The organism is Embleya sp. NPDC050154 (genome assembly GCF_044460165.1).
Classification (GTDB): domain Bacteria; phylum Actinomycetota; class Actinomycetes; order Streptomycetales; family Streptomycetaceae; genus Embleya.
On record NZ_JBITJP010000032.1, the window covers coordinates 13,455 to 36,695 of the forward strand.

16 protein-coding genes and 1 pseudogene are annotated in these 23,241 nt (G+C 70.6%); 12 read left to right on the forward strand and 5 right to left on the reverse strand.

What is annotated here, in order from left to right; translation table 11 throughout:
* The 4 genes from ACIBSV_RS43120 to ACIBSV_RS43135 are packed head-to-tail and all read left to right on the forward strand — an operon-like array spanning position 1 to position 5,111.
* Positions 1 to 939 carry an ABC transporter permease gene (locus ACIBSV_RS43120; protein ID WP_395872954.1) on the forward strand — a complete coding sequence of 313 codons (939 nt, stop codon included), beginning with the start codon at positions 1 to 3 and terminating at the stop codon, positions 937 to 939.
* A complete protein-coding gene (locus ACIBSV_RS43125) occupies positions 936 to 2,237 on the forward strand; it encodes an amidohydrolase family protein (RefSeq protein ID WP_395872955.1) in 1,302 nt (433 codons plus the stop codon). The genes ACIBSV_RS43120 and ACIBSV_RS43125 overlap by 4 nt, the downstream gene beginning before the upstream one ends.
* Entirely contained in the window at positions 2,234 to 3,139 is a 906-nt protein-coding gene (locus ACIBSV_RS43130; protein ID WP_395872956.1) for an ABC transporter permease, read from the forward strand. Before ACIBSV_RS43125 ends, ACIBSV_RS43130 begins: the two co-directional genes overlap by 4 nt.
* Positions 3,126 to 5,111, forward strand: a complete 1,986-nt coding sequence (locus ACIBSV_RS43135; RefSeq protein ID WP_395872957.1) for a dipeptide ABC transporter ATP-binding protein — start codon at positions 3,126 to 3,128, stop codon at positions 5,109 to 5,111. Before ACIBSV_RS43130 ends, ACIBSV_RS43135 begins: the two co-directional genes overlap by 14 nt.
* A gap of 207 nt (positions 5,112 to 5,318) precedes the next feature.
* On the opposite strand, the gene ACIBSV_RS43140 is transcribed toward ACIBSV_RS43135, so the two are convergent.
* Positions 5,319 to 6,440 (reverse strand): glycerophosphodiester phosphodiesterase, encoded by a 1,122-nt coding sequence (locus ACIBSV_RS43140; RefSeq protein WP_395872958.1) that lies wholly within the window; start codon positions 6,438 to 6,440, stop codon positions 5,319 to 5,321.
* Between the two features lie 163 nt (positions 6,441 to 6,603).
* Entirely contained in the window at positions 6,604 to 7,686 is a 1,083-nt protein-coding gene (locus tag ACIBSV_RS43145) for a saccharopine dehydrogenase family protein (RefSeq protein WP_395872959.1), read from the reverse strand.
* Positions 7,687 to 8,359: 673 nt separating this feature from the next.
* On the opposite strand from ACIBSV_RS43145, the gene ACIBSV_RS43150 reads away from it, so the two are divergent.
* Positions 8,360 to 9,760, forward strand: a complete 1,401-nt coding sequence (locus tag ACIBSV_RS43150) for a M1 family metallopeptidase (RefSeq protein ID WP_395872960.1) — start codon at positions 8,360 to 8,362, stop codon at positions 9,758 to 9,760.
* A 112-nt stretch (positions 9,761 to 9,872) separates the two neighbouring features.
* Here ACIBSV_RS43150 and ACIBSV_RS43155 read toward each other — a convergent pair whose 3' ends face one another.
* Positions 9,873 to 10,466 carry a TetR/AcrR family transcriptional regulator gene (locus tag ACIBSV_RS43155; protein WP_395872961.1) on the reverse strand — a complete coding sequence of 198 codons (594 nt, stop codon included), beginning with the start codon at positions 10,464 to 10,466 and terminating at the stop codon, positions 9,873 to 9,875.
* Positions 10,467 to 10,617: 151 nt separating this feature from the next.
* On the opposite strand from ACIBSV_RS43155, the pseudogene ACIBSV_RS43160 reads away from it, so the two are divergent.
* The 3 genes and pseudogenes from ACIBSV_RS43160 to ACIBSV_RS43170 form a co-directional block, all read left to right on the forward strand.
* Positions 10,618 to 11,157, forward strand: a pseudogene (locus tag ACIBSV_RS43160) (FAD-dependent monooxygenase); the annotation flags it as partial.
* 175 nt (positions 11,158 to 11,332) lie between these two features.
* Positions 11,333 to 11,665 carry a hypothetical protein gene (locus ACIBSV_RS43165; RefSeq protein ID WP_395872962.1) on the forward strand — a complete coding sequence of 111 codons (333 nt, stop codon included), beginning with the start codon at positions 11,333 to 11,335 and terminating at the stop codon, positions 11,663 to 11,665.
* A gap of 198 nt (positions 11,666 to 11,863) precedes the next feature.
* Complete coding sequence (locus ACIBSV_RS43170; protein ID WP_395872963.1) at positions 11,864 to 13,945, forward strand: DUF262 domain-containing protein; 2,082 nt, start codon at positions 11,864 to 11,866, stop codon at positions 13,943 to 13,945.
* 46 nt (positions 13,946 to 13,991) lie between these two features.
* Here ACIBSV_RS43170 and car read toward each other — a convergent pair whose 3' ends face one another.
* Both car and ACIBSV_RS43180 read right to left on the reverse strand, forming a co-directional pair.
* Positions 13,992 to 17,567 (reverse strand): carboxylic acid reductase, encoded by a 3,576-nt coding sequence (gene car, locus ACIBSV_RS43175; RefSeq protein ID WP_395872964.1) that lies wholly within the window; start codon positions 17,565 to 17,567, stop codon positions 13,992 to 13,994.
* Between the two features lie 69 nt (positions 17,568 to 17,636).
* On the reverse strand, positions 17,637 to 19,040 hold the full coding sequence (locus tag ACIBSV_RS43180; protein ID WP_395872965.1) for an MFS transporter: 1,404 nt from the start codon (positions 19,038 to 19,040) through the stop codon (positions 17,637 to 17,639).
* Positions 19,041 to 19,259: 219 nt separating this feature from the next.
* Here ACIBSV_RS43180 and ACIBSV_RS43185 point away from each other — a divergent pair, with 219 nt between their 5' ends.
* From ACIBSV_RS43185 to ACIBSV_RS43200, 4 genes are read left to right on the forward strand one after another with little or no spacing between them, the layout of a single operon-like run.
* Positions 19,260 to 20,927 carry a 2-isopropylmalate synthase gene (locus tag ACIBSV_RS43185; RefSeq protein WP_395872966.1) on the forward strand — a complete coding sequence of 556 codons (1,668 nt, stop codon included), beginning with the start codon at positions 19,260 to 19,262 and terminating at the stop codon, positions 20,925 to 20,927.
* Positions 20,928 to 20,980: 53 nt separating this feature from the next.
* Entirely contained in the window at positions 20,981 to 21,427 is a 447-nt protein-coding gene (locus tag ACIBSV_RS43190) for a MaoC family dehydratase (protein WP_395873036.1), read from the forward strand.
* The gene (locus tag ACIBSV_RS43195) at positions 21,424 to 22,371 is read left to right on the forward strand and encodes an isopenicillin N synthase family dioxygenase (protein ID WP_395872967.1); all 948 of its coding nucleotides are present in this window, start codon (positions 21,424 to 21,426) and stop codon (positions 22,369 to 22,371) included. Before ACIBSV_RS43190 ends, ACIBSV_RS43195 begins: the two co-directional genes overlap by 4 nt.
* Positions 22,368 to 23,228, forward strand: a complete 861-nt coding sequence (locus ACIBSV_RS43200; protein ID WP_395872968.1) for an HpcH/HpaI aldolase/citrate lyase family protein — start codon at positions 22,368 to 22,370, stop codon at positions 23,226 to 23,228. The genes ACIBSV_RS43195 and ACIBSV_RS43200 overlap by 4 nt, the downstream gene beginning before the upstream one ends.
* The last annotated feature ends 13 nt before the right edge of the window (positions 23,229 to 23,241 follow it).

A 23,241-nucleotide genomic window follows, 5' to 3' on the forward strand; every position in this document is an offset into this window, starting at 1 on the left:
ATGCGCTCGACCACCCTGCGATGGCTGATCCGCCGCGTCCTGCTCGCCGTCCTGGTCCTGCTGGGCGCGGCCACACTCGCCTTCGGCGCGATGCGCCTGACCCCGGGCGACCCGGTGCGGGTGATGCTGGGCGGCACCACCCCCACTCCCGAGGCGGTCGCGCAGATCCGCGCCGACATGGACCTGGACCGCCCGCTGATCCAGCAGTACGGCAACTTCCTGAGCCGACTCCTGCACGGCGACCTGGGCACCTCCTACCAACTCAACGACTCGGTCTCGGACATCATCGGCAGTCAGTTGTGGCCCACCGTGCAACTGGCGCTGGCCGGCTTCCTGATCGCGATCGTGATCGCGCTGCTCCTGGCGGTGGCCACGGCGGGCCGCCGCCCGGCGCTGCGCCGGTTGTCCTCCGGCATCGAGCTGATCCTCACCTCCAGCCCGAGCTTCTGGGTCGGCGTACTGCTGCTCACCGTGTTCTCCTTCCATCTGCGGCTGTTCCCGGCCACCGGCGGAACGAGCCTGCGCGGTCTGGTGCTGCCCGCGGTCACCCTCAGCCTGAGCATGGTCGGCGTGTTCACCCAGGTGCTCCGCGAGGGACTCGAACGAGCCCTGGAGGAACCGTTCGTGACCAGTTCCCGGGCCCGCGGCACCGGTGAGACCACGGTGCGCCTGCGGCACGCGCTGCGACACGCGATGGTCGCGATGATCACCCTCTCCGGCTGGGTGGTCGGCGCGCTCCTGGGCGGCGCCGTGGTGGTGGAGAGCGTGTTCAGCCGGCAGGGCATCGGCCGCACCCTGGCGACCGCCATCTCCTCGCGGGACCTGAACGTGGTCACCGGGATCGTGGTCGTCTCCGCGCTGCTGTTCACCGTCATCAACCTGGCCGTCGACTGGCTGTACCGGGTCGTGGACCCCCGACTGAAAGAGGCGAGCTGGTGACCACGAGGATCCTCAGCGCCGATCTGCTCCTGGCCGGACCCGAGGGAGAGGCGATCACCGACGGCGCGGTGCTGGTCCGCGACGACCTGATCGCCGACCTCGGCCCACGCGCGGACGTCCTGGCACGCGCCGAACCCGGCACGCCGCACCACCGGTTCCCGGGCGCGACCATCCTGCCCGGGCTGATCGACACGCACGTGCACCTCAGCCTGGACCCCACCGCGGCGCAGGCGTCCGCGATCGGCAAGGCCGGCGACGGCGAACTCCTGTTGGCGATGGCCGGGCACGCGCGGCGCCTGCTGGACATCGGCGTCACCACCGTGCGCGACCTCGGCGGCCGGGGCAACCTCGCCGGCTGCCTGCGCGACGCGGTCGCGGCCGGCGACCTGCCCGGCCCGCGGATCCTCACCGCCGGCGTGCCGATCACGGTCACCGGCGGCCACTTCTGGTTCCTCGGCGGCGAGGCGGACGGCGTACCCGAGATCCGCGCGGCGGTACGGCGCAACCTGCGCGCCGGCGTCGACGTGATCAAGCTTCTGGTCAACGGCAGCCGGCTGACCCCCGGCGGCCCGCGTGGATGGCACCGCCAACTGACCGATGAGGAGATCGCCGCCGCCGTCGAGGAGGCCCGCAGGTTCGGCCGACCGGTGGCCGCGCACGTGCTGGGCGCGGACGCGATCGAGGCGTCCATCGAGGCCGGCGTGCGCACCCTGGAGCACTGTTCGTTCGGCACGCCCGCCGGCCCGGTGATCGAACCCGCCGCGCGGGACGCGTTGATCGCCACCATCGCCGCGAGCGGCGCGTTCGTGTGCCCGACCTGGAGCATCACCATGAGCGAGACCGCCGCGCGGATCGGCGACGCCCGCATGCGTCCGTGGCTGGAGGTGGCCCGCCACCAGTACGAGAACGGCGTGCGACTGATCGCGGGCACCGACGCGGGCACCCCGGGCGTGCCGTTCGAGTTGTACGTCGACGGCCTGGAATGGTTCGTGCGCGCCGGCATCCCGACCACGGCCGCGCTGGAGAGCGCCACCGTGATCGCCGCCGAGGCGCTCGGCCTGGCAGAGCGCACCGGCCGGCTGGCCCCGGGCCTGGACGCGGATCTGATCGTGGTGACCGGCGACCCCCGCGAGGACCTGGCCGTACTGCGCGCGATCCGACTCGTGCTCGCGCGCGGCCGGGTACACACCCCGGCGGACGGCGGCCTGGGCGCCGCACTCGGGTCGCCGGCGGTCGAGGGCGAACCGGACGCCCGGCGCGCGCCGGTGCCGGTCGGCGCGGAAGGGATCCCGCGATGACCGCCGTCGACGTCGGCGCCTTCGCCGGCACCGCCACCGGCGGCGGCCGAGTCGGCGCGCGGGCCCGGACCCGCGACTGGGTCCGTCTGCTGCGCCCCGGAGTCGCGGTGGCCTGGGTGGTCCTGGCGCTGATCGCGCTCGCCGCACTGTGGCCGGGCCTGTTCGCCACCGACCCGCCGAACGCCGTCGACCCGGTGCACGGGTTGCAGGGCCCCAGCGCGGAACACCTGTTCGGCACCGACCAACTCGGCCGCGACGTGTTCAGCCGGGTCGTGCACGGCGCCCGCCCGTCGCTGCTGATCGGTCTCGGCTCCACCCTGGTCGCGGTCGTGGCCGGTGCCCTGCTGGGTGTGCTCGCGGCGACCGGCAGCCGGGTGCTGGACGAGACGATCATGCGCGTGACCGACATCCTGCTGGCCTTCCCCGGCCTGCTGCTCGCGCTGATCGTGGTCTCGGTGCTCGGCCCCGGAACCGGCAACGCCACCCTGGCCATCGGGATCGCCGCCACGCCCGGATTCGTCCGGCTCTCCCGAGGCCAGGCACTGGTGGTGCGCGAGTCGGACTATGTGCGCGCCGCGATCACCTTCGGCCGCCGGCGCAGCGGCATCTTCCTCGGCCACATCCTGCCCAACGCGCTGCCGCCCCTGCTGGTCTTCGCCACGGTCAACATCGGCACCGCGATCATCGCCGGTTCCTCGCTGAGCTTCCTGGGCCTGGGGCCGCAGGCGCCCACGGCCGAATGGGGCGCGATGCTCGCCCAGTCCCGGGACCTGCTGGAGATCGCCTGGGCCCCGGCGGTCTTCCCGGGCCTGGCCGTGACCGTGACCGTGGTCGCGGTGAACGTGGTGGGCCGTACCCTGCAACGTCGATTCGAAGGGCGGCGCGTCGATGCCGGCCAGTGACACGAGAGCGACCGGGACCGCCTCGGCGGTCGACACCGCGACCTCGGCCCCGGACGATCCCACGCTCGTCGTCGAGGGGCTCGACGTCGCCTTCGGCAGCGGGCGGGACCGGATCCACGCGGTGCGCGGGGTGAGCCTCACGCTCGCCGCCGGCGAATGCCTGGCCATCGTCGGCGAGTCGGGCTCCGGAAAGAGCGTCACCGCTCGCTCGCTGGTCGGCCTGGCCGGCGCACGATCGAGCGTGCGGGCGGATCGCCTCGAACTCGACGGCGAGGACCTCACCGGCCTGGACAACCGCCGGTGGCGGGCGATCCGTGGGCGCCGGGTGGGCTTCGTGCTCCAGGACGCGCTGGTCTCGCTGGACCCGCTGCGCCGGGTGGGTGCGGAGATCGCCGAGACCCTCGCCAACCACCGGGTCGTCCCGGCCCGCGCACGCGCCGCCCGGGCCGTCGCCCTGCTCGACGAGGCCAGGGTGCCCGAACCCGAGCTGCGCGCCCGGCAATACCCGCACCAACTCTCCGGTGGCCTGCGCCAACGCGCCCTGATCGCCTCGGCGCTCGCCGCCGAGCCCTCGGTGCTGATCGCGGACGAGCCCACCACGGCGCTCGACGTCACCGTGCAGGCCCGGATCCTGGACCTGTTGGCCGCGAAGAAGGCGGCGGGCACCGCGATCCTGCTGATCAGCCACGACCTGTCGGTGGTGGCGCGACTGGCCGATCGGGTCGCGGTGATGTACCGCGGGCGGTTCGTGGAGGAGGGGACCGTCGAGGACCTGCTGCGCGCGCCCGCCCATCCCTACACGCGGGCGCTGCTCGCGGCGGTGCCGTCGGCGCACGCGCGACGGACCCGGCTGTCGCTGCCGGGAGCGGCGGCTTCGGCGGGCTCGGGCTCCTCCACCGCCTCGGATTCCCCGGCCGGCTCGGACTCTTCCCCGGATTCCTCGGCCGGTTCGGGCCCCGCCGGTGTCCCGGGGCCGGTGATCGAGGACGCCTGCCCGTACGCGGCCCGCTGCCCGCTGGTCACCGACCGATGCCGGACCGAGCCGCCCCCGCGCGTCGAACTCGCCGCCGGACACACCGCCCGCTGCCGGCACACCGCGAAGCCGTGGCCGCGACCCGAGTCCGTGCGGATCGTCGCCGAGCCGACGACCGCGCGCGAACGGGGCACCGACGACGTGGTGTTGGACGTACGCGGCGTCGCCAAGAGCTACCGCGGACCCGATCGGGTGGAGCGCCCCGCCGTCCAGGACGTCTCGTTCACGCTGCGGGCCGGGCAATCGCTGGGCGTGCTCGGCGAGTCCGGCTCGGGTAAGACCACCGTCGCACAGTTGGTGCTGGGACTGCTGGCACCCGACGCGGGCGAGATCGATCTGCTCGGACGACGGTGGTCCGACCGACCCGAATCCGAGCGCCGAGACCTGCGCCGGCACATCCAGCACGTGCAGCAGGACCCACTGGGCTCGTTCGACCCGCGCTGGACGGTGGAACGCATCGTCGGCGAGGCCCTGGGCGCGTTCACCCGCCGCGCGACCCGCGCCGCCCGGGACCGCGTCGTCGAACTCCTGCGCCTGGTGGGCCTGGACGAAACGGTGCTGACCCGCCGCCCGCAGCAACTCTCCGGCGGCCAACGCCAACGTGTAGCCATCGCTCGGGCGTTGGCTCCCGAGCCGGAGATCGTGGTCTGCGACGAGCCGGTCTCCGCGCTCGATGTGTCGATCCAGGCGCAGATCCTGGACCTGTTCGCCGACCTGCGCGAACGCCTGGGCGTGGCCCTGCTGTTCATCTCGCACGACCTCGGCGTGATCCACCACACCAGCGACCACGTGATCGTCATGCAGGCCGGTCGGGTGGTCGAGTCCGGCCCGGTCGACGAGCTCTTCGAGCGCCCGCAACACCCCTATACCCGGGAACTGCTCAGCGCGCTGCCCCGGTTGCCGGCCGACCCGAAGCCGGCGCCGGCACTCGGCGGGTAGCCGGTCGACGAGGCGGTGCGGTCCGCCCGGCAGCCGCCCGGGCGACCCCCCCGCCCGGGCGTACGCAGGGCCCCGCGCCGCCGGGTGGACGGGGCGGGGCCCTGCGCGTCGAACCTGTTTGCCGTCACGTGGCGAACGTGCCTGTCGTTACGCGGCGGTCGTGCCGGCGGCAGCCCGGCGATCGTGCCGGGCGGATCCGGGACCTGCCTAGTCGGGCAGCCCCGCGCGGGCGGCGACCGCGGTGTCGGGCTGGTCGGTGAAGACGCCGTCCAGGCCCAGGCCGTAGAAGAGCTCGTACTCGGCGGTGATGTCGCCGCGCGCGTTCGGGTCGGCACCGAGGCGGAAGTCCAGCGGCAGGAACTGGTTCTCCGCGCGGAACGTCCAGGCGTGCACGATCAGTCCGGCGCGGTGCGCGTCGCGGATCACCGAGGTCGGCGCGAGCAGCTTGCCCGCCGCGTCACGCGGGACGAGCAGGTTCTTGTTGGTGCCGATGCCGTCCGCGTACGTGTGGATCCACTTCAGGTTCTCCGGCTTGACCAAGTCCTGGTAGGTGCGCGGGTCGCCGGCCACCACCAGGTCGTACGGCCGACCGCTCGCGTCGAGCAACTGCACCAGCCGGACATCGGTCATCCGGTTCAGCTTGCGCAGGTTCGCGGTCTCGAAGGACTGGATGAACACCTTGTCCTTGCGCCCGGTGAGCCGGTTGTCGCGCAGGGTCCGCACCAGCGGCTCCTCCAGCGGCAGCCCGATCGACTGGAAGTAGGTCGGGTGCTTGGTCTCCGGGTACACCCCGATCGTGCGGTGCACCCGACGGCCCTCGGTCCGGGCCAGGTCCAGCACCTCCTGGAGGGTGGGCACCTCGAACCTGCCGTCGAACGCGGTGTTGGTGGGCCGGACCTGCGGCAGCCGCTCCTTCGCCCGCAGCGTCTTGAGCTCGGCGAGGGTGAGGTCCTCGGTGAACCAGCCGGTGACCGGTGTCCCGTCGATGGTCTTGGTGGTCTTGCGCGCGGCGAACTCCGGGTGCGCGGCGATGTCGGTGGTGCCGGAGATCTCGTTCTCGTGCCGGGCGACCAGTACGCCGTCCCTGGTCGAGACCAGGTCGGGCTCGATGTAGTCGGCGCCCATCCGGATCGCGAGGCGGTAGCTCTCCAGGGTGTGCTCGGGGCGGTAGCCACTGGCACCCCGGTGCCCGATCACGATCGGGTCGGCCGCGGGCCGCGACGAGGCGCGGGACGTGTCGTCCTGGGCCGCGGCGGCGGGTACCGCGACCAGGGTCGCCAGCAGCACGCCGGCCACACCGAGCGCGGGAAGGATACGTCGCAACGCCATCTCCTGTTCTCTGCGTCCGGACGCGGCGAGACCGCGCGGGAGCACCGATCGTGCGAGCACGCCGAGTCAACCCGCATCGGCCGACCTCTCGCCAGGACGAACCCGTGGCCCATGGATGAACCTCCGGAGAACGCCCGGCGGCGGTCGTCTCGCCGCGACCGGGTCAGCTCACGCCGGTCTCGGTGCGGACCTCGAAGCGGGTCAGGTGCTCCGGGGTGAGCGCGCGCAGGAAGTCGGCGGCGGGGAACGCCTCGCCGGCGGCGAGCGCGCCGGTGCCGGTGTGCCGCCCGGCGAGGACACGTTCGGTGGCCTCCACCACGATCGGCGCGGTCACCGCGTAGATGTCGTTCCCGGTGACCACGGCGCGCCGCTCGCGGTCGCCGCGGCGCACGACCGCCTCGACGAGGTAGGTCTGGGCCGAGCGGCCCCGGTCGTCGGCGGCGGAGGGCTCCGGCGTGGCCGGGTGGCGGATGTCCTCCAGCGGCGCGAGGTTCATCACGGCACGCACCTCAGGGGTGCGCAGGTGCCGCGGGATGGTGACCTGGTCGGCCGTGGCGAACTCGTTGGTCCGCTGCTTCCCGAACGGCGCCGGGAACTCCCAGTCGGAGACCTCGGTGCTGTACGAGAACGGGCTCAACCGGCCTCCGGTGTAGACGAGGTGGTGTCCCGCGTTGCTCTCGCCGGTGAGCCGGGTGCCCTGGGTCGGCAGCCAACTGTCCAGGGCGAAGGCGATGGTGATCTCGTCCGCCTCCGACCAGTCGCCCATCGCGGCGGTGGCCAGGAGATCGCCGAGACCACCGTAGAAGGCCACGGACGGCGCGAGGACCAGGCACGCCGCGCGGAACCGTTCGGAGCGGGTGTCGAAGAGGGAGGCCGAGGCCGCCTGTTCGGCCGCGACGTCCAGGTAGTGCGCACCCGCGCGGGCCGCCGCGTCGGCCACCGGCAGCGAGGTGCTCGAGAACGGACCGGCGCAGTTGATCACGGCCCCGACGCCGGCGAACGCGCGGTCCAGCGCCTGGGGATCGTCGGCGGCGGCGACCCATAGCGGCGCGTTCGGGTATCGATCGCCGATCTCCCGGAGCTTCGCGGCGTCGCGACCGACGAGCACCACGGCCCGGCCTCGGGCGATCAACTCCGCGACCACGAAGCGCGCGGTGTGCCCGTAGGCACCGTAGACGGCGACCGGGCGGGCCGAGGCGGCGTCCGAGGTCTCGGCGGCCGGCGGGTTCGAGGCGTTGTGGGTCATCGTTTCTCTTTCCGGTTCCGCTGGATCCGTCCGGAGGTTCCCGGGCGGAAGTTCCCTGGTGGGAAGGAGCGCTCGATCATCCTGTCCGAGCGGTCCGGGCGCTACCAGTGGCTGAAACGACATGGGTCGTACAGTTTCGGACATCGACGAGGGCGCCGTGCCGACCTCGACCGGCAGGGCCGCGCGTCGGCCCGAGCCGAAGTCCGGTGCGGCCGGGATCCGTTCGGGCGCGGGTCCCGGGGTCGGGTCGGTTCGGGCTCGGAGCGCAGCCCGGGCCTGGGCCCGAGCGCGAGGATCTTCATCCGGATGATTGCCCGCAGCAGGTTCATCGGTCGGGGGTTCGACCGTAGAGTGATTGCCGGCGCGGAGCGCTTCGCCGCGTGCCTCGACCCGCCCGGCCTGTTCCCGCTCCGCCCCCTCGTCCCGCTCCGGTACGTCCGTCGGCACTCACGTCCCTGATCACGTCCCTCCTTACGTTCTTCTTGTCATCCTTCGTCCGACTCGTCCTCTGTCCGACCCTTCGCCGGGTCGGATTCGTGTGTCGCGTCGCGCCATGGCCGGGTCGACGGTCGACGCGCGGAGACCGGCGCGCGGACCCGGCGACGCGTTGATCGTGCGCCCGCCAGATCCGCCGCCGGCTCGGAATTCAGCCACGACACAGGAGGCCCACGCCTTGGCATCGAAGTTCGCTCGTCCCGCCCTCGCGCTCGTCGCGACCCCCGTACTCGCCGCGCTCCTGGTCGGTGCCGCCACCTCGGGAGGTGCCGCGACGCCCGGTGCCCCGGGCGCGGGCGACCCGTACTTCCCGCTGTCCGGCAACGGCGGGGTCGACGTCGCCCACTACGATCTCGATCTCGACTACACCCCCACGACCAGACGCCTGGAGGCCACCGCCGAGCTCGCCGTCACGGCGACCCAGCGGCTGAGTTCCTTCAACCTCGACCTGTCCGGCCTGAACGTGGACAGCGTCCGGGTCGACGGCAGGCGGGCCGGCTTCAGTCGCAACGGCACCGAACTCACCATCACCCCGGCCCGCACGCTGGACAAGGGCCGCAGGTTCACCGTGGTCATCGGCTACTCGGGTGTCCCGGCGCACGTGTACGACCCGGACGGCTCGCCCGACGGTTGGATCATCCAGCCGGACGACTCGGTCTTCGTGGCCAGTGAACCGCAGGGCGCGATGACCTGGTTCCCGAGCAACAGCCACCCGACCGACAAGTCCACCTACGACGTCGAGGTGACCGTTCCCGACGGCTGGACCGCCGTGTCCAACGGGCGTCTTCGCGACCAGCGGCACCGGGCCGGCAAGACCACCTTCTCCTGGCGCGAGGCCAAGCCGATGGCCGCCTACCTGGCCACCGCGAGCATCGGCAGGTTCCAGGTCGAGCAATACGTGACCGCGGACGGCCTGCCGGTCTACAACGCCGTCGCGCCGAGCCAGGCCGCGGCGACCAAGCCGGTCCTGGACCAACTCCCCGCCGTGATCGAGTGGGAGACCAAGCTGTTCGGCCGTTACCCGTTCGAGGCGGCCGGCGCCATCGTCGAGGACGCGCCCGACGTCGGCTACGCGCTGGAGACCCAGACCAGGCCGATCTACGACCGGGCGCCCAGCATCGGCACGCTCGTGCACGAGACGGCACACCAGTGGTTCGGCAACTCGGTGTCGCTCACCAAGTGGCAGGACATCTGGCTGAACGAGGGCTTCGCCACCTACGCCGAGTGGCTCTGGGACGCCGAGCACGGCGGCCTCAGCACCGCCCAGCAGTTCGCCGCCGACTACGCCCTGCCGGCCACCGACCCGTTGTGGTCCTTCCCGGCCGCCGACCCGGGCGACGGCGGGCACATCTTCGACAAGCCGCCGTACGAGCGCGGCGCCATGGTCTTGGAGAAGCTCCGCCGGACCGTCGGCGACAAGGCGTTCTTCACCATCCTGAAGACCTGGGCCACGGACCGCCGTTACGGCCACGGCGACACCCGCCAGTTCATCGCCCTGAGCAAGCGGATCTCCGGCAAGAACCTCGATTCGCTGTTCAACACCTGGCTCTTCACCGCCGGGAAGCCCGCCACGCCGTAACCGGGGCGAGCCTCGCGAACCACGACTGCGCCGACCTCACGATCGCGGGTGAGGTCGGCGCAGTCGTGTCGGCGGCCCTCGGTGTCGCCGGCGCCCGGCCGTCCGGGCGGGTTCACGCCTCCAGAGCGCGCTCCAAGGCGTCGTTCAGGCGTGTCCTGTGGTCTTCGACCACGTCGTCGGCCGACTCGCCTGCCATCAGCCGGGCGGCGGTGCCGGCGTAGACGCAGCGGTAGGCCGCGACGACCAGGGCCGCGAACAGCCGGGTGCGCGGATCGTCCGGCCGCGTTCCGCGGTCGTGCGCGAGCGCCGCCGCGAGCGCGTCCTCGGTCTCCGCCAACCCCTCGCGCGCGCGAGCCCGCAGCGCGGGGGAGTCCAGGACCACCTGCCAGAAGTGCGGAAACCGGTCCCCGACCGCCGACAACGGGTGACACCGATCGGCCAGGTCGAGCGACACCCGGCGCAGCGCGCCGAGCGGCGACTCGTCCTCGGCTCGATCGTGTACGGCCGACGTCACCAGTTCGACGCCCTCGGGGATGCGATCCAGGAACAGGTCCCCCTTGCGCGGGACGGGGTTGAACACGGTCACCGTTGACACGCCTGCGACCTCGACCACCTCGGTGACGGTCACGCGGTCGAATCCGCGCGCGCCGAACAGCGACGTCGCGACGTCGGAGATCCGCTGTCGGGTCGCCAACTTCTTCCGCAACCGCAGACCACCCGGGCGCTCGTCCGCCTGATTACCCCCATCTTTACGCTGCACCCCGCCGGCGACGTCGGCCTTATCCCGCAGGAGCCGTTGGAGCGCCTGCTCAGTGAGCGCGCCGCCCGGTTAGGTCGAAGTCCGCCGGAGCAGCGAGCTGACCGACTTCACCGCCGACGAGCACGGGGTTACGGTCCGCGCCGGCGACACCCGACTCCGGGCCGGTTGGCTGGTGGAATGCGACGGCGAGCGCAGCACGGCGCGCAAGCTCGCCGGATTCGACTTCCCCGGAACACCCCCCGAGATCACCGGCCACAAGGCGATGGTGGAGATGACCGGCGCCGAGGGACTCGCCCTCGGCGGGAACACGACCGACACCGGCAGCTACGCACACGGCCCGATGCCGGGCCGGATCCTGACCGTGGAGTTCGACGGCCCACCGGCCGACCGCCGAACCCCGGACACCGCCGAGGAGTTGCAGACCGCGCTGCGCGCCGTTTCCGGCGTGGAGGTGACCGTCACCAAGGTGCACACCGCGACCCGCTTCACCGACAACGCACGCCAGGCGAGCACGTACCGCAAGGGCCGCGTGCTGCCGGCCGGCGACGCGGCGCACATGCACTCGCCGTTCGGTGGCCAGGGCCTGAACCTGGGCTGGAAGCCGGCCGCCGAGATCACCGGCCACGCGCCCGAGGGCCTGCTCGACACCTACACCGCCGAACGACACCCGATCGGCGCCTGGGTGCTGGACTGGAGCCGGGCCCAAGTGGCGATGATGCGCCCGGACCGACACGCCCGCGCGCTGCGCGCCGTGATCAAGGGCCTGCTGGAAAACACCACCGGCACCACGTACTTCGTCAAACACATCTTCGGTGTCCTGCACCGCTACGACCTGCCCGGCGACCGCCCCCTGGTCGGCCGCAGCGCCCCCGACCTCGAACCGGCCGACGGCACGCGCCTGGCGGAGCACCTGCACGACGGCCGAGCCCTGCTCCTCGACCTCCGCGACACCCCCGAACTCCGCAAGCCCGCCGCCTATCCCCGATCGCGTCACCATCCACACCACCCGGGCCAACACCCCCACGGCGGCCCTGCTGATCCGCCCCGACGGCATCACCGCCCGGGCTACCGACACCCCAACCACCGACCCCACTGCCCTCACCGATGCCCTACACCACCGGTTCGGCACCCCGCCCACTCCCTGACAAGCCACTGGCAACCTCGACCCGCCCCCACTTAAGAGCTCATGTCGAGGTATGAACCCGTCGGATGTCTTTCGGCCACGAGGAAGGCGGAAGTCGCGTAGCCTCACATTGCCTCGCGACGGCCGGCCACCGTTTCCACGACGACAACTCGACCGAGCGTGGACCCACGCCGCTCATCGACCCGGGGGGAAACCACTCATGGCTCGGACGCTGTACAAGGACACCACGGGAACGGTGGACCACCTCGTGGCGGAGATCCGCCGGGGTGACATCGCGTTGCCCGAACTTCAGCGTCCCTTCGTGTGGAAGGCAACCCAGGTCCGCGACCTGTTCGACTCCATGTACAAGGGGTTCCCGGTCGGTTCGCTGCTGTTCTGGCTGACCGGCGCCGAACCCTCGGCGCGGCAGATCGGGACCAACGCCAAGGATCACGCACCGAGCGCCCTCGTTGTCGACGGGCAGCAGCGGCTCACCGCACTGTACGCGGTGCTTACCGGCGAACCCGTCCTGCGCGGCGACTACACCACGGGACCCATTCGGATCGCCTTCCGGCCGGCGGATGCCACGTTCGCGGTTACTGATGCCGCCGTCGAGAAGGATCCGGAGTTCCTGGCCGACATCAGTGCCCTATGGCAACCCGACAACCGCAAGCCCACGATCCGCCGCTTCATCAAGAAACTTGTCGAGAAGCGTCCGCTGGATCAAGACGAGCGCGACCGCCTCGAGACCGCGCTCGAAGAGTTGCACGACTTGAACAAGGCCATGTTCAAGGTGGTCGAACTCGACGCCAACATCGACGAGGAGCAGGTCGCCGAGATCTTCGTCCGGATCAACAGCGAGGGCGTGAAGCTCAATCAGGCCGACTTCATTCTTACCCTGATGTCCGTCTATTGGCCCGCCGGTCGCGGCGAACTGGAACGGTTCTGCCGGAACGCCCGCGAACCGGCGCTGGGTGGCTCGTCGCCGTTCAATTGGTACATCAGGCCCGAGGCCGACCAACTGCTTCGGGTCACCACGACGCTCGCTCTGCGTCGGGCCGTACTCAAGCAGGTCTACACGATTCTGCGTGGACGCGACCCCGAGACCGGCAAGCGCTCCCCGGAGCTGAGGGAAGCTCGGTTTGCCACGCTCCAGGACGCGCAGAGCCGGGTGTTGGATCTCACGAACTGGCACGAGTTCATGCAATGCCTGGAACGTGCCGGCTATCGCGGCAGCAAGATGATCTCGTCGGACAACGCGGTGCTCTTCAGCTACGCGATGTGGCTCATCGGGCGCGTCGACTATCAGGTTCCGGTGGGCCGATTGCGCGAGAGCATCGCGCGGTGGTTCTTCATGGCCCACCTGACAAGTCGCTATTCGGGATCGTTCGAGACCCGGGTCGAGCAGGATCTCGCCCGTCTGCACGGAGTCGCCCTCGGCGATGCGGACGGATATCTTGCCGTGCTGGATCGTGTGGTCAAGTCCACTCTGACACCGGACTTCTGGAGCATCACGCTGCCCAACGCTCTGGACGCCTCCGGCACGAGATCGCCTACACAACTCGCCTACATCGCGGCGCTCAACATCCTGGACGCCGAACTGCTGCTGTCGACGACGAGAGTGCGCACCAGGCTGGATCCCGCGGTGCTCACGAAGAAGGGCATCGAGCGCCATCACCTCTTCCCAAGGAACTTCCTGAAGTCTCGGGGTGTTAAGGACATCCAGCGGATCAACCAGGTGGCCAACATGGCCCTTGTCGAGTGGCACGACAACATCGAGATCTCCGATCGCGCGCCCGCCGAATACTGGCCGACCGAACTCGTATCCAAGCCGATGTCCAAGGAGCGCCTGTCCCGTCAGATGTACTGGCACGCGTTGCCGAAGGGGTGGGAGTCGATGGCCTACGAAGACTTCCTGGCAGCCCGACGGCCGCTGATTGCCAAGGTTGTGCACGACGCGTATCAGCAACTGCGAGAGCCCGGCTATGAACCGACCTACCCTTCCCCAGTCCATATCCCGGCCCAGGAGCGATGGGTCCGGCTCAGCGACCTGCTGGACGCCGGATTGCTCGCTCCGGAAACCAGGCTCACGCCCGCGCGCGACGGTCACGAGGCGGAGGCAGTGGTCGATGCCCGAGGCTGGATTGTCCTCGATGGTGAGGAGTTCGATTCCCCGTCGCCTGCCGCCGTTCGGATCCTGGGTGGGAACACCAACGGTTGGCACTTCTGGAACGCCCAGTTCGAGGATGGCCCGGTACTGCTTGACGAACTGCGGAGCGAGTATCGGCGCATGACCTCGTGACGCGGTCGGCCGTGCGCGCGTGGCCTCGTCGCCTGTGCGCCCGTGGCTATGGCGTCTGGAGCAAACCCAGTTCGGTCAGGTCGGTGAGGTATTTGGTGATGAACTTCGGGGTGATCGACGGGATTCGGCCTTCGGCGACGGGCAGGCCGGCCACCGCTTCGGTGAAGCGGGTGGTGGGGACCGTGCCGGGGGGTCGCGGGATGGCCGGGCGGGCGTAGGCCGGGAGGAGGGGGAGCAGGGACGCACGGCGTTGGTGGTCGGGGAGGCCGCGGACGGCCGCCTCGAAGCGCATGCGCCACTGGTCGTAGTCGGCGAATCGGGTGATCGGGCGGCCCGCGTGGACGAGCCAGTCGACGATCTCGTCGAGTGAGACGCCGTCGTCGTTCGCGTTGACGGTGTTGTAGGTGGCGTATCCGTCCCGGTGACGCGCGGCGAGTGCGGTGATCGCCTCGGCGGTGAAGTCGACCGGCAGTCCGCTGTAGTGGGCCCGCCGGCGTTCGCCGCTCTCGTCGAGTCGGTAGAAGGAGTACGGCGCCATGCCGGTGGCGACGACGCTGAGGATCAGTCGGGTGAACCGGTCGGGGACGTTCAGCCGGCCGGGCAGGCGACTGTGCGCCAGGATCATGTCGGGACGGAACACCACGACCGGCAGACCCGTACGCTCGTGCGCGTCGCGCAGCAGGACCTCGGCGGCCCACTTGCCGGTCGCGTATCCGTTCGCGTCAAAGTCGTGCAACCGCCGCGACGGGGAGGCCGTACGCACGTCCACCCGCTCGTCCAGGATCGACCCGTCCGCCTCCATCGCGGCGGCGATCGTCGAGACGAAGGCGAAGCGCTTCATCGGACCGGTGAGCGCGAGCTCGATCAGCTCGGCCGTCGCGACGACGTTCGGCGTGAACAACCGGCTGTACGGGAGCACGTGGTTGACCAGTGCGGCGGCGTGCACGATCTGATCCGTCTCGGCGGCCACCCGCTCCCACGCGCCCCGGTCCAGGCCCAGCCTCGGCGCGGACACGTCCGCGGCCAGTACGTCCAGGTGCTCGGCGGCGACCGTGTCGAACCACTCGAGACGGTCCGCCGCCGCGGCGCGCAGACTCTCCAGCACCCGTCGCCGTGCCGCCGCGTCGTCGCCCGCACGGGCAAGGCAGGTCAGCCGCCCGCCCGTTGCCACCACACGCCGCAGCCACTCGATCGCCAGGAAGCCGCCGAGGTACCCGGTCGGCCCGGTGAGCAGCACGTTCCGGACCGGATCAACAGGGCCCGAAACGGCCGGAGCGGTCGAAGTACCCGGCAGCCGGGCCAGGACACGCTCGTTCACGAACCGGTCGAGGGTCAACTCGCTTGCCCGCACCTCCACCGCGCCGCGGCCGTGTACCGACGCGAACGTGGGACGCGTCACGTCGCCCCCGCGCGCCGCCTCGATGTACTCCGCGACGCCGATCAGCGTCGCGGTGGGCGCGAGGATCACCTGGACGGGGACCTCCAGCTTGAAGATCTGCTCGAGCGCGGTCGAGAACGTGTGCGCGGACAACGAATCACCGCCCAAATCGGTGAAGTTCGCGTCGGGTCGGACCAGCGACGAGGGATACCCGAGGGTGATCTGCACCGCGGCCAGCACGGCGGCCAAAGGCTCGACGCCTGCGCCCGCGTCCCGCAGAGCCGCGAACCGCCCCGCGCGCCCGGCCGCGATGTCCGCGTACAACCGCTCCAGCCGCGCCCCGTAGCGCTCCTTGAGAGCGGGTCGCACCACCTTGCCGGCTCCCGACAACAGGCCGTTCCCGACCGTGAACGGATGCGGTTCCACGATCACGTCGTGCGGCACCTCGTACGGCTGGAGCCCGGCCGCGCGGGCGAGTTCGCGCATCGAGTCGAGGATCGCGGCCCGCAGCCGGTCGTCGTCGGTCGTGTCGGTGCGCTCCCGGTCGGGCACGACCACCGCGAGCAGGAACGCCTGTTCGGCGCTGCCGTAGACATAGAGCTGCGCGATGCGCGGACTAGTGGCGTACAGCGCCTCCAGCGCGGAGATGGCGACGAACTCCCCCTGGGAGAGCTTGACGACGTTGTTGATCCGGTCGACGTAGACCAGTCGGTCGGGCGCGATCTCGGCGAACACGTCGCCCGTGCGGTAGTAGCCGTCCTCGTCGAAGGTCCGGGCGTCGACGTCGGGTTGCCGGTAGTAGCCGGGAACCAACCCCACCGACTTCAGCCGCAACTCGCCTCGCGGGTGCGGCCGGTCGGTCGCGAAGTAGCCGAGTTCGGGTACGTCGACCAACCTGTAGTCGGTCACCGGTGGTCGGCGCACCCGCTGATCGACGACGACCGCCCGGGTCGTCTCCGTGGACCCGTAGCAGTCGACGACCTTCGTGCCCAGGACCGAGGCCATGAACGTGTGCATCGAAGCCGACAGCGGCGCACTGCCGCACAGCGCGCTGACGATCCGGCCACCGAGCATGTCGTCCCGAACCCGTTCGCGCGCGATCGTCTCGGCCGCCGACCGCTCGATGCCGGCGTCCGCGGTGGTCCGGCACAGGCGGTCGGCCTCGAGAAGGTACCGCTGGTGGACCATGTCGCAGATCCGGGGCACCAGGCTCAGCACCGTGGGGCGCGACAGACGGATGTCGTCGAACAGGGTCGACATGTCCGCGCGGGCCGCGAAGTACCCGATCCCGCCGGAGGAGAGACCGGAGATCAGCCACGCGCGGCCGTTGACGTGGCTCATCGGCATGTAGTGCAGGACGATCGTCGGCAGCGGGGTGTCGCCGCTAGCCCCCGCGTTGCTCATACCGCCGCGCCCGGTCTGCCACATCCGGGTGAGCATCGACGCGGTGTAGATCGCGCCCTTGGGGGTGCCGGTGCTGCCGGACGTGTAGATCAGGCCGACCAGCCGATCCGGATCGTCGTCGTCGCAGGGTTCCACCGCCGGCAGCCGCGCGCCGGCACGCAACTCGTCCCCGAGCGACACCACCGGGGCGCGCCCGCTCAGCTTGTCGACCGCGGCGACGAGCGCGTCCCGGTGGTCGTCCACGCGCGCGTCGTGATCGAAGACGACCAGGCGCTCGATGGAGTCGCAGCCCAGGACGGTGTCGACCGCGGCCTCGATCGAAGAGACGTCCGCCGCGAGGATCCGCGGCCGGGTCTCGGCGACGACCGGCGCCAGCCGTACGGCCGGCGATCCGGTCGGCAGCGGGACCGGCACCGCGCCCAGGTACATGCAGGCCAGGTCGATCGTCGCGTAGTCGACTCCGGTGAAGCCCAGTACACCCACGAAGTCGCCGACGCCCAGGCGGCCGGCGCCCTCGCCGGCCCAGGCGGTGGCGAGTACGCGTACCCGCTGCCACACCTCGGCATAGGTCGACATCCGGAACTCGGGCAGGAGTTCGAGGCCACTACGACCGGTGGCGGGATCTCGGACGAAGCGCTCGGCTCGTCGTCCGAGCGCCGGCCGGTCCGCGTAGCCGCTCATGGCGGCCGCGATCGTGGCGATCAGGCCGCCGTCCGCGCGCCGGATCGTCTCGACGACCTCCGGTGACGGCGCCGCCCGCGCGAACTCGCGGTCACTCGCACGCAGTTGTGCGACCCGGGTGGCAAGGTCGCGAACGCGATCCGGTTGCTGATCGGACATGAGTACTCCGGGATGTGATGAGTTCCGATGAACCGACGTGCGCCCCCGCGTCGCGCGGCGCCGATGTCGCTACGTCGTGCCGTGCGCCGGCAGTCTCCGGCCCCCCAGCCCGGCGGCCACCCCCATCAACAGGTAGGCCACGACCGCACCGATCGCCGGCGCGGCGATGTCGTCGCCGGACTGGAGGCCGCCGAGCAGCGCGACGCCGATCATGGTTCCGGACTGCCGGGCCGCCGACAGCAGTCCGCTCGCGACCGCCATCCGGTGCGCCGGAGCGGTCGCCATGACCAGGGTGATCTGCGGAACGGTCGCGAGACCGAAGCCGAGGCCGATGAAGGTGAGCCCGACACCCACGCCGATCGGCGCGTCCCCGCCGATCAGGGCCAGCAGCACGCCGCCGACCAGGGTCAGCACGATCGCGACGACCAGGACCCGCAGGGGACCGAGTCGCGCGTTGACCCGCCCCGCGACCAGCGGCATGAAGGTGATCGGCAACGCGGAGGGCAGGAAGCACAGTCCGGTGGCGACCGGACCATACCCGTGCACCTGTTGGAGGAACACGCTGATGGAGAAGACCAGTCCGTAGTAGCCGGTGAACAACAACAGCCCCACCGTGACGAAACCGCGGAACCCCGGGGCCCGGAACAGATCGCCCGGGATCATCGGAAACGCGTACGTGCGCTGTCTGATCACGAACGCGACGAGCGCGACCAGCGCCGTCACCGCGGCGGCGACCGGCAGCGGCGCGGTCCAACCCAGCTCGCGGCCCTCGGTGAGCGCCACCGCGACGCCCCCGAGCAGCACAATGGCCAGGAACTGGCCCGGGAAATCCTGGGGTTCGCGCGCGGCGGCCCGCGCCCGCGGATCGTCGCGTGGCATGTGCGCGGCCGACAACCACAACGTGACCAGCACGATCGGCACGTTCACGAGGAAGATGCTGCGCCAACCGATCGCGGTGACCAGGGCGCCGCCCAGGATGGGGCCGAACGCGACCGGACTCCCGGCGACCATCGCCCACACCGCGACGGCCTTGGCCCGGTCGTTCGGATCCCGGTAGGTCTCGGTGAGCATCACCAGCGTGGCCGGAACCAGCAACACCGCACCCAGCCCCTGCGCGGCCCGCATCGCCACGAGCGTGCCCCCGTCGGGCGCGATTCCGCACAACACCGACGTCGCCCCGAACACCGCGATGCCCAACCGGAACATCGACACCGCGCCGAACCGGCCGACCGCCGCCGCGCCGGCCAGCACCAGGCTCGCCAACACGATCACGTACGCGTCCACCACGAGCTGCATCGTGGCCAGGCTCGCGTCGAGACTGGAGCGGATCGCCGGGATCGCCACGTTGACGATGCTGATGTCGATCACGATCATCCCGTAGCCCAGGCTGACCACCGTCAGCACCCGGCCGGTCCGCACGGTCGGGTCGGCCACCTTCGGCGCGTGGTTGTCCGAACTGGTCGAGTTGGCCATGGGCCGCCATTTCGCAGGAGCCGATGAATTCGGTGCCGATCGGTATGCCGAAATCCTAGCCGGGACGAAACCGGTGACGTCAACCGCGGAGTTCACCCCATCGGCCAATATGCGGGCAATTGGCCCGATTCCAGGGTTCGCTCTAGAGGATCCTCTGATTTCCCGGTGCGTGGGCGCTCGGTACCTTCGCAGCGCTGAAAACTGTGAGAGGGAGTCGTCGTGGACGTGAGTGCGCCGGGCTCGCCATTTTCTTTGCCGGGGCCGAGGCGGGGATTTCCGCAACGCCCCTCATCGATGCCGTTCCACCGCTACACGCGGGACGAGCCACCGGGACCGGCGGCCGATTTCCCGCGCGAGTGGCCCACCCGGGCACTGGACCGGGCCCCGATGTGGGCCTCGGTCGATCTCCGGGACGGAAATCAGGCGCTGGCCGAACCCATGGACCTGCGCCGCAAGAAGCGAATGTTCGAACTGCTCGTCACGATGGGTTTCAAGGATATCGAGATCGGATATCCGGCGGCCAGTGTCGACGATTTCGACTTCGTACGGGAAACGGTGATCAAGGAAGGGATTCCCGACGACGTGACGGTGTCGGTTTTCACACCGGCGCGTCCCGAACTCATCGAGCGGACCTTCGACGCAATTCGCGGAGCCGAACGCGCGGTGGTGCATTTGTGCCACGCGACCGCGTGCCTGTGGCGCGACGTGGTGTTCGGCATGTCGCGGCAGGACGTGCTGCGGATGGCCGTCGACGGCGCCCGGCACATGGTGCGCCTGGCGGAGCAGGAGAGCGGCTCGGACATCCGGTTCGAGTACTCGCCGGAGACCTTCAACGTGACCGAGCCGGATTTCGCGCTGGAGATCGCCAACCGGGTCGCGGAGGTCGTCGACGCCACGCCCGACCGGCCGCTCGTGCTGAACCTGCCGACCACTGTGGAGACACACGGACCCAACTTCTTCGCCGACCAGGTGGAGTGGATGCACCGAAACCTCGATCGACGCGATGCGATCATCCTGTCGGTGCATCCGCACAACGACCGCGGCACAGCCGTCGCATCGGCCGAACTGGCCCTGCTGGCGGGGGCCGACCGGGTCGAGGGCACGCTCTTCGGCAACGGCGAACGCACCGGGAACGTCTGCCTGGTGACGCTCGCGCTCAACCTGTTCAGCCGCGGTGTCGATCCCGAGTTGGAGATCCCCGACATCGACGCGGTCCGCGAGATCGTCGAGGACTGCAACCGGCTGCCCGTGCACCCCCGACACCCCTACGCCGGCGACCTGGTCTACACCGCGTTCTCCGGCACCCACCAGGACGCCATCGCCAAAGGGCTCGCCGCCCAGGCCGAACGCGCCCGCAGGCACACCGGGGACGCGCCGTGGCAGGTCCCGTACCTGCCGATCGACCCCAAGGACGTCGGCCGCGACTACCGGGCGATCATCCGGGTGAACAGCCAGTCGGGCAAGGGCGGCATCGCCTACGTCCTCAAGAGCGGATGGGGCCTGGACCTGCCGATCGCCCTGCGGCGCGACTTCGCGGCCGTCGTCCAGGACGTCACCGACGCCACCGGCCGCGAACTCGACCCGCCGGAGATCCACCGGCTCCTGCGGGAGACCTACTGCGTCGACGACACGCCCACCACGCACGCCTACGCCGACGAGCACGAGGTGCGCGCCGACGTCGCAGCGGCGCACGGCGTCGAGTTCACCCAGGTGCTCGTCACCGACACCGCGGGTGCGAGCCGCGAGGCCAAGGCCTGCTTCACGGCCCTGGACGCGGACGGACGCACCTTCTGGGGCCTGGGCCTGGCCGCGACCGCCGCCGACGCGGCACTGAGATCGACCCGCTCGGCACTGCGCCGGGCCGGCATCGAAGAAGGAGAACGGTGAAGACGAACTCTTTCATCGCCGTCGGTCCCGGGACCTACCGGGAGGACGGCGGCATGGTCTACGAGGACTTCGTCCCCGGCGAGGTCGTCGAACACCGGCCCGGCCGGACGATCACCATGAGCGACAACGTGTGGAGCTCGCTGCTGTGCCTGAACCAGCACCCGCTGCACATCGACGCCGTCTACGCCGAACAGACCCCCTTCGGCCGCCCGGTGGTCTCCAGCCTGGTCACCTTCGGGATCGTCAACGGGATGACGGTGGCCACCATCAGCGCCAAGGGCGTGGCCAACCTGGGCTGGGACAAGGTACGGCTGACCGCACCGGTGTTCATCGGCGACACCCTCTACGCCCGCACCCGCGTGCTCACCAAACGCGAATCCGCGAGCCGACCCGGCGAGGGCATCGTGACCGTGCACTCCACCGGCCTCAACCAGGACGGCGCGACCGTGATCGACTTCGAGCGGACGATCCTCGTCCCCCGGCAGAAGGAAGACCGATGATCCCGGTCATCAGCCTGCACGCCGAACACCCCCACGCCGAGCGGCGCATCGCCGACGAGATCTCCGACGCGTGCCGGACCACCGGATTCTTCATCGCGCGCGGCCACGGCATCGCCCCCGAGGTCTTCGACGACGCCTACACCGAGTCGCTGCGCTTCTTCCGGCTCCCGCTCGACACCAAGCGCGAGTTCGCGATGCGCACCAGCACCGCGCGCGGCGACAACGACTACAGCCCCTACGGCCACAGCGCGCTGTTGTCCGAGAACGCCTACGCCTACACCGGCAGACAGGGCATGCCCTCGGACTACGTGGAGAAGTTCAGCGTCGGCCGACTGATCCTGAACGACGACGAGGAACTGCCCTTCCCCGCCGACGAGTCCGGGGCCGCGCTGCGGACCGCGCTCAAGCGCTACTTCGTGGCCTGCGAAGCGGTCTCCGGCCGGATCGCCGAACTGCTCGCGCTGGCCCTGGACCTGCCGCGCACCTTCTTCGCCACCCGCACCGACACCGCCAACGACTCGCTCCGCTCACACCTGTACCCGGGCACCGACCCCGAGTTCGTCAACGACCAGGGCATGGGGGAGCACACCGACGGCACCCTGATCACGCTGCTCACCCAGGACGGGCCCGGCCTGCAGATCCGCGACCGCTCGGGCCGCTGGCTGGACATCGAGGTCCGCGACCGGGACAGCTTCATCGTCAACATCGGCGACCTGATGGCCCGCTGGTCCAACGACGAGTACGTCTCCACCCCGCACCGGGTGCGCCTGGCCGACCGGCGACGCCAATCCATCGCGTTCTTCAAGCTCGCCAACGACGACACCGTCATCGAGTGCTTCCCGAAGTTCGCCACCGACCGCCCCGCGCGCTACGAGCCGATCCGCTACGAGGAGTTCTCGCTGCGGAAGATGAACCTGCTGTTCGGACGGGAGAGTGCCCGATGAAGCCGCACGCCAGCCTGCTGTACACCCCGGCGCTGCGCATCGCGGCGGTGGCCGAACCGGGCAAGATGCACGCGGACATGCTCGTCCTGGACCTGGAGGACTCCACCCACCCGGCCAGGAAGGCCGAGGCCCGCGCGATGTTGGCCGCGGCCGATCTGACCCGGGCCGGCCTGCCCGCGCTGGGTCTGCGGGTGAACACCATCGCCACCCTCGACGGCCTCGAGGACATGAAGGCGGTGATCGAACAGGACGCCATGATCGGCGGCATCGCGATCGACGCGATCTTCATCCCCAAGATCGCCGGAGCGGGCGACGTGGCCATCTACCGCTCACTGCTCGCGCAAACCTCGAAACCACCCAGCGTGATCAGCTTCATCGAGACCGTCGACGCCGTCGAGAACGCCTTCGCGATCGCCGCGGAGAGCGACGGCCTGTGCTTCGGCCAGGCGGACCTGACCGCCGAGATGTACACCGCCAACGAGTCCTACCTCGACCACGCACGGGCCCGACTGTGCGTCGCGGCGGCCAAGTACCGGCTGCCCGCGATCGACACCAACTCCTTCGAACTGCACGACCTGGCAGTGGTCCAGGCCCAATGCCAGGCGGCCCGGGAGGCCGGCTTCACCGGCAAGGCGGCCATCCACCCCCGCCAAGTCGACGTGATCGCCCAGACGTTCAAGGTCGGCCCGGACGAGATCGCCGAATACCGGCGCGTGGTCGAGGACTACGACGCCACGCCTTATGGCTTCGCGGTCGAGAAGGACCGCGTGCTGGCCCCACCGTTCGTGCTGCGGGCCAGACGCATGCTCCGGCTGTACGCGGCCGACGCCGAACCCGCCCCGCACCGGCACCACTGAATCGGGAGAACCC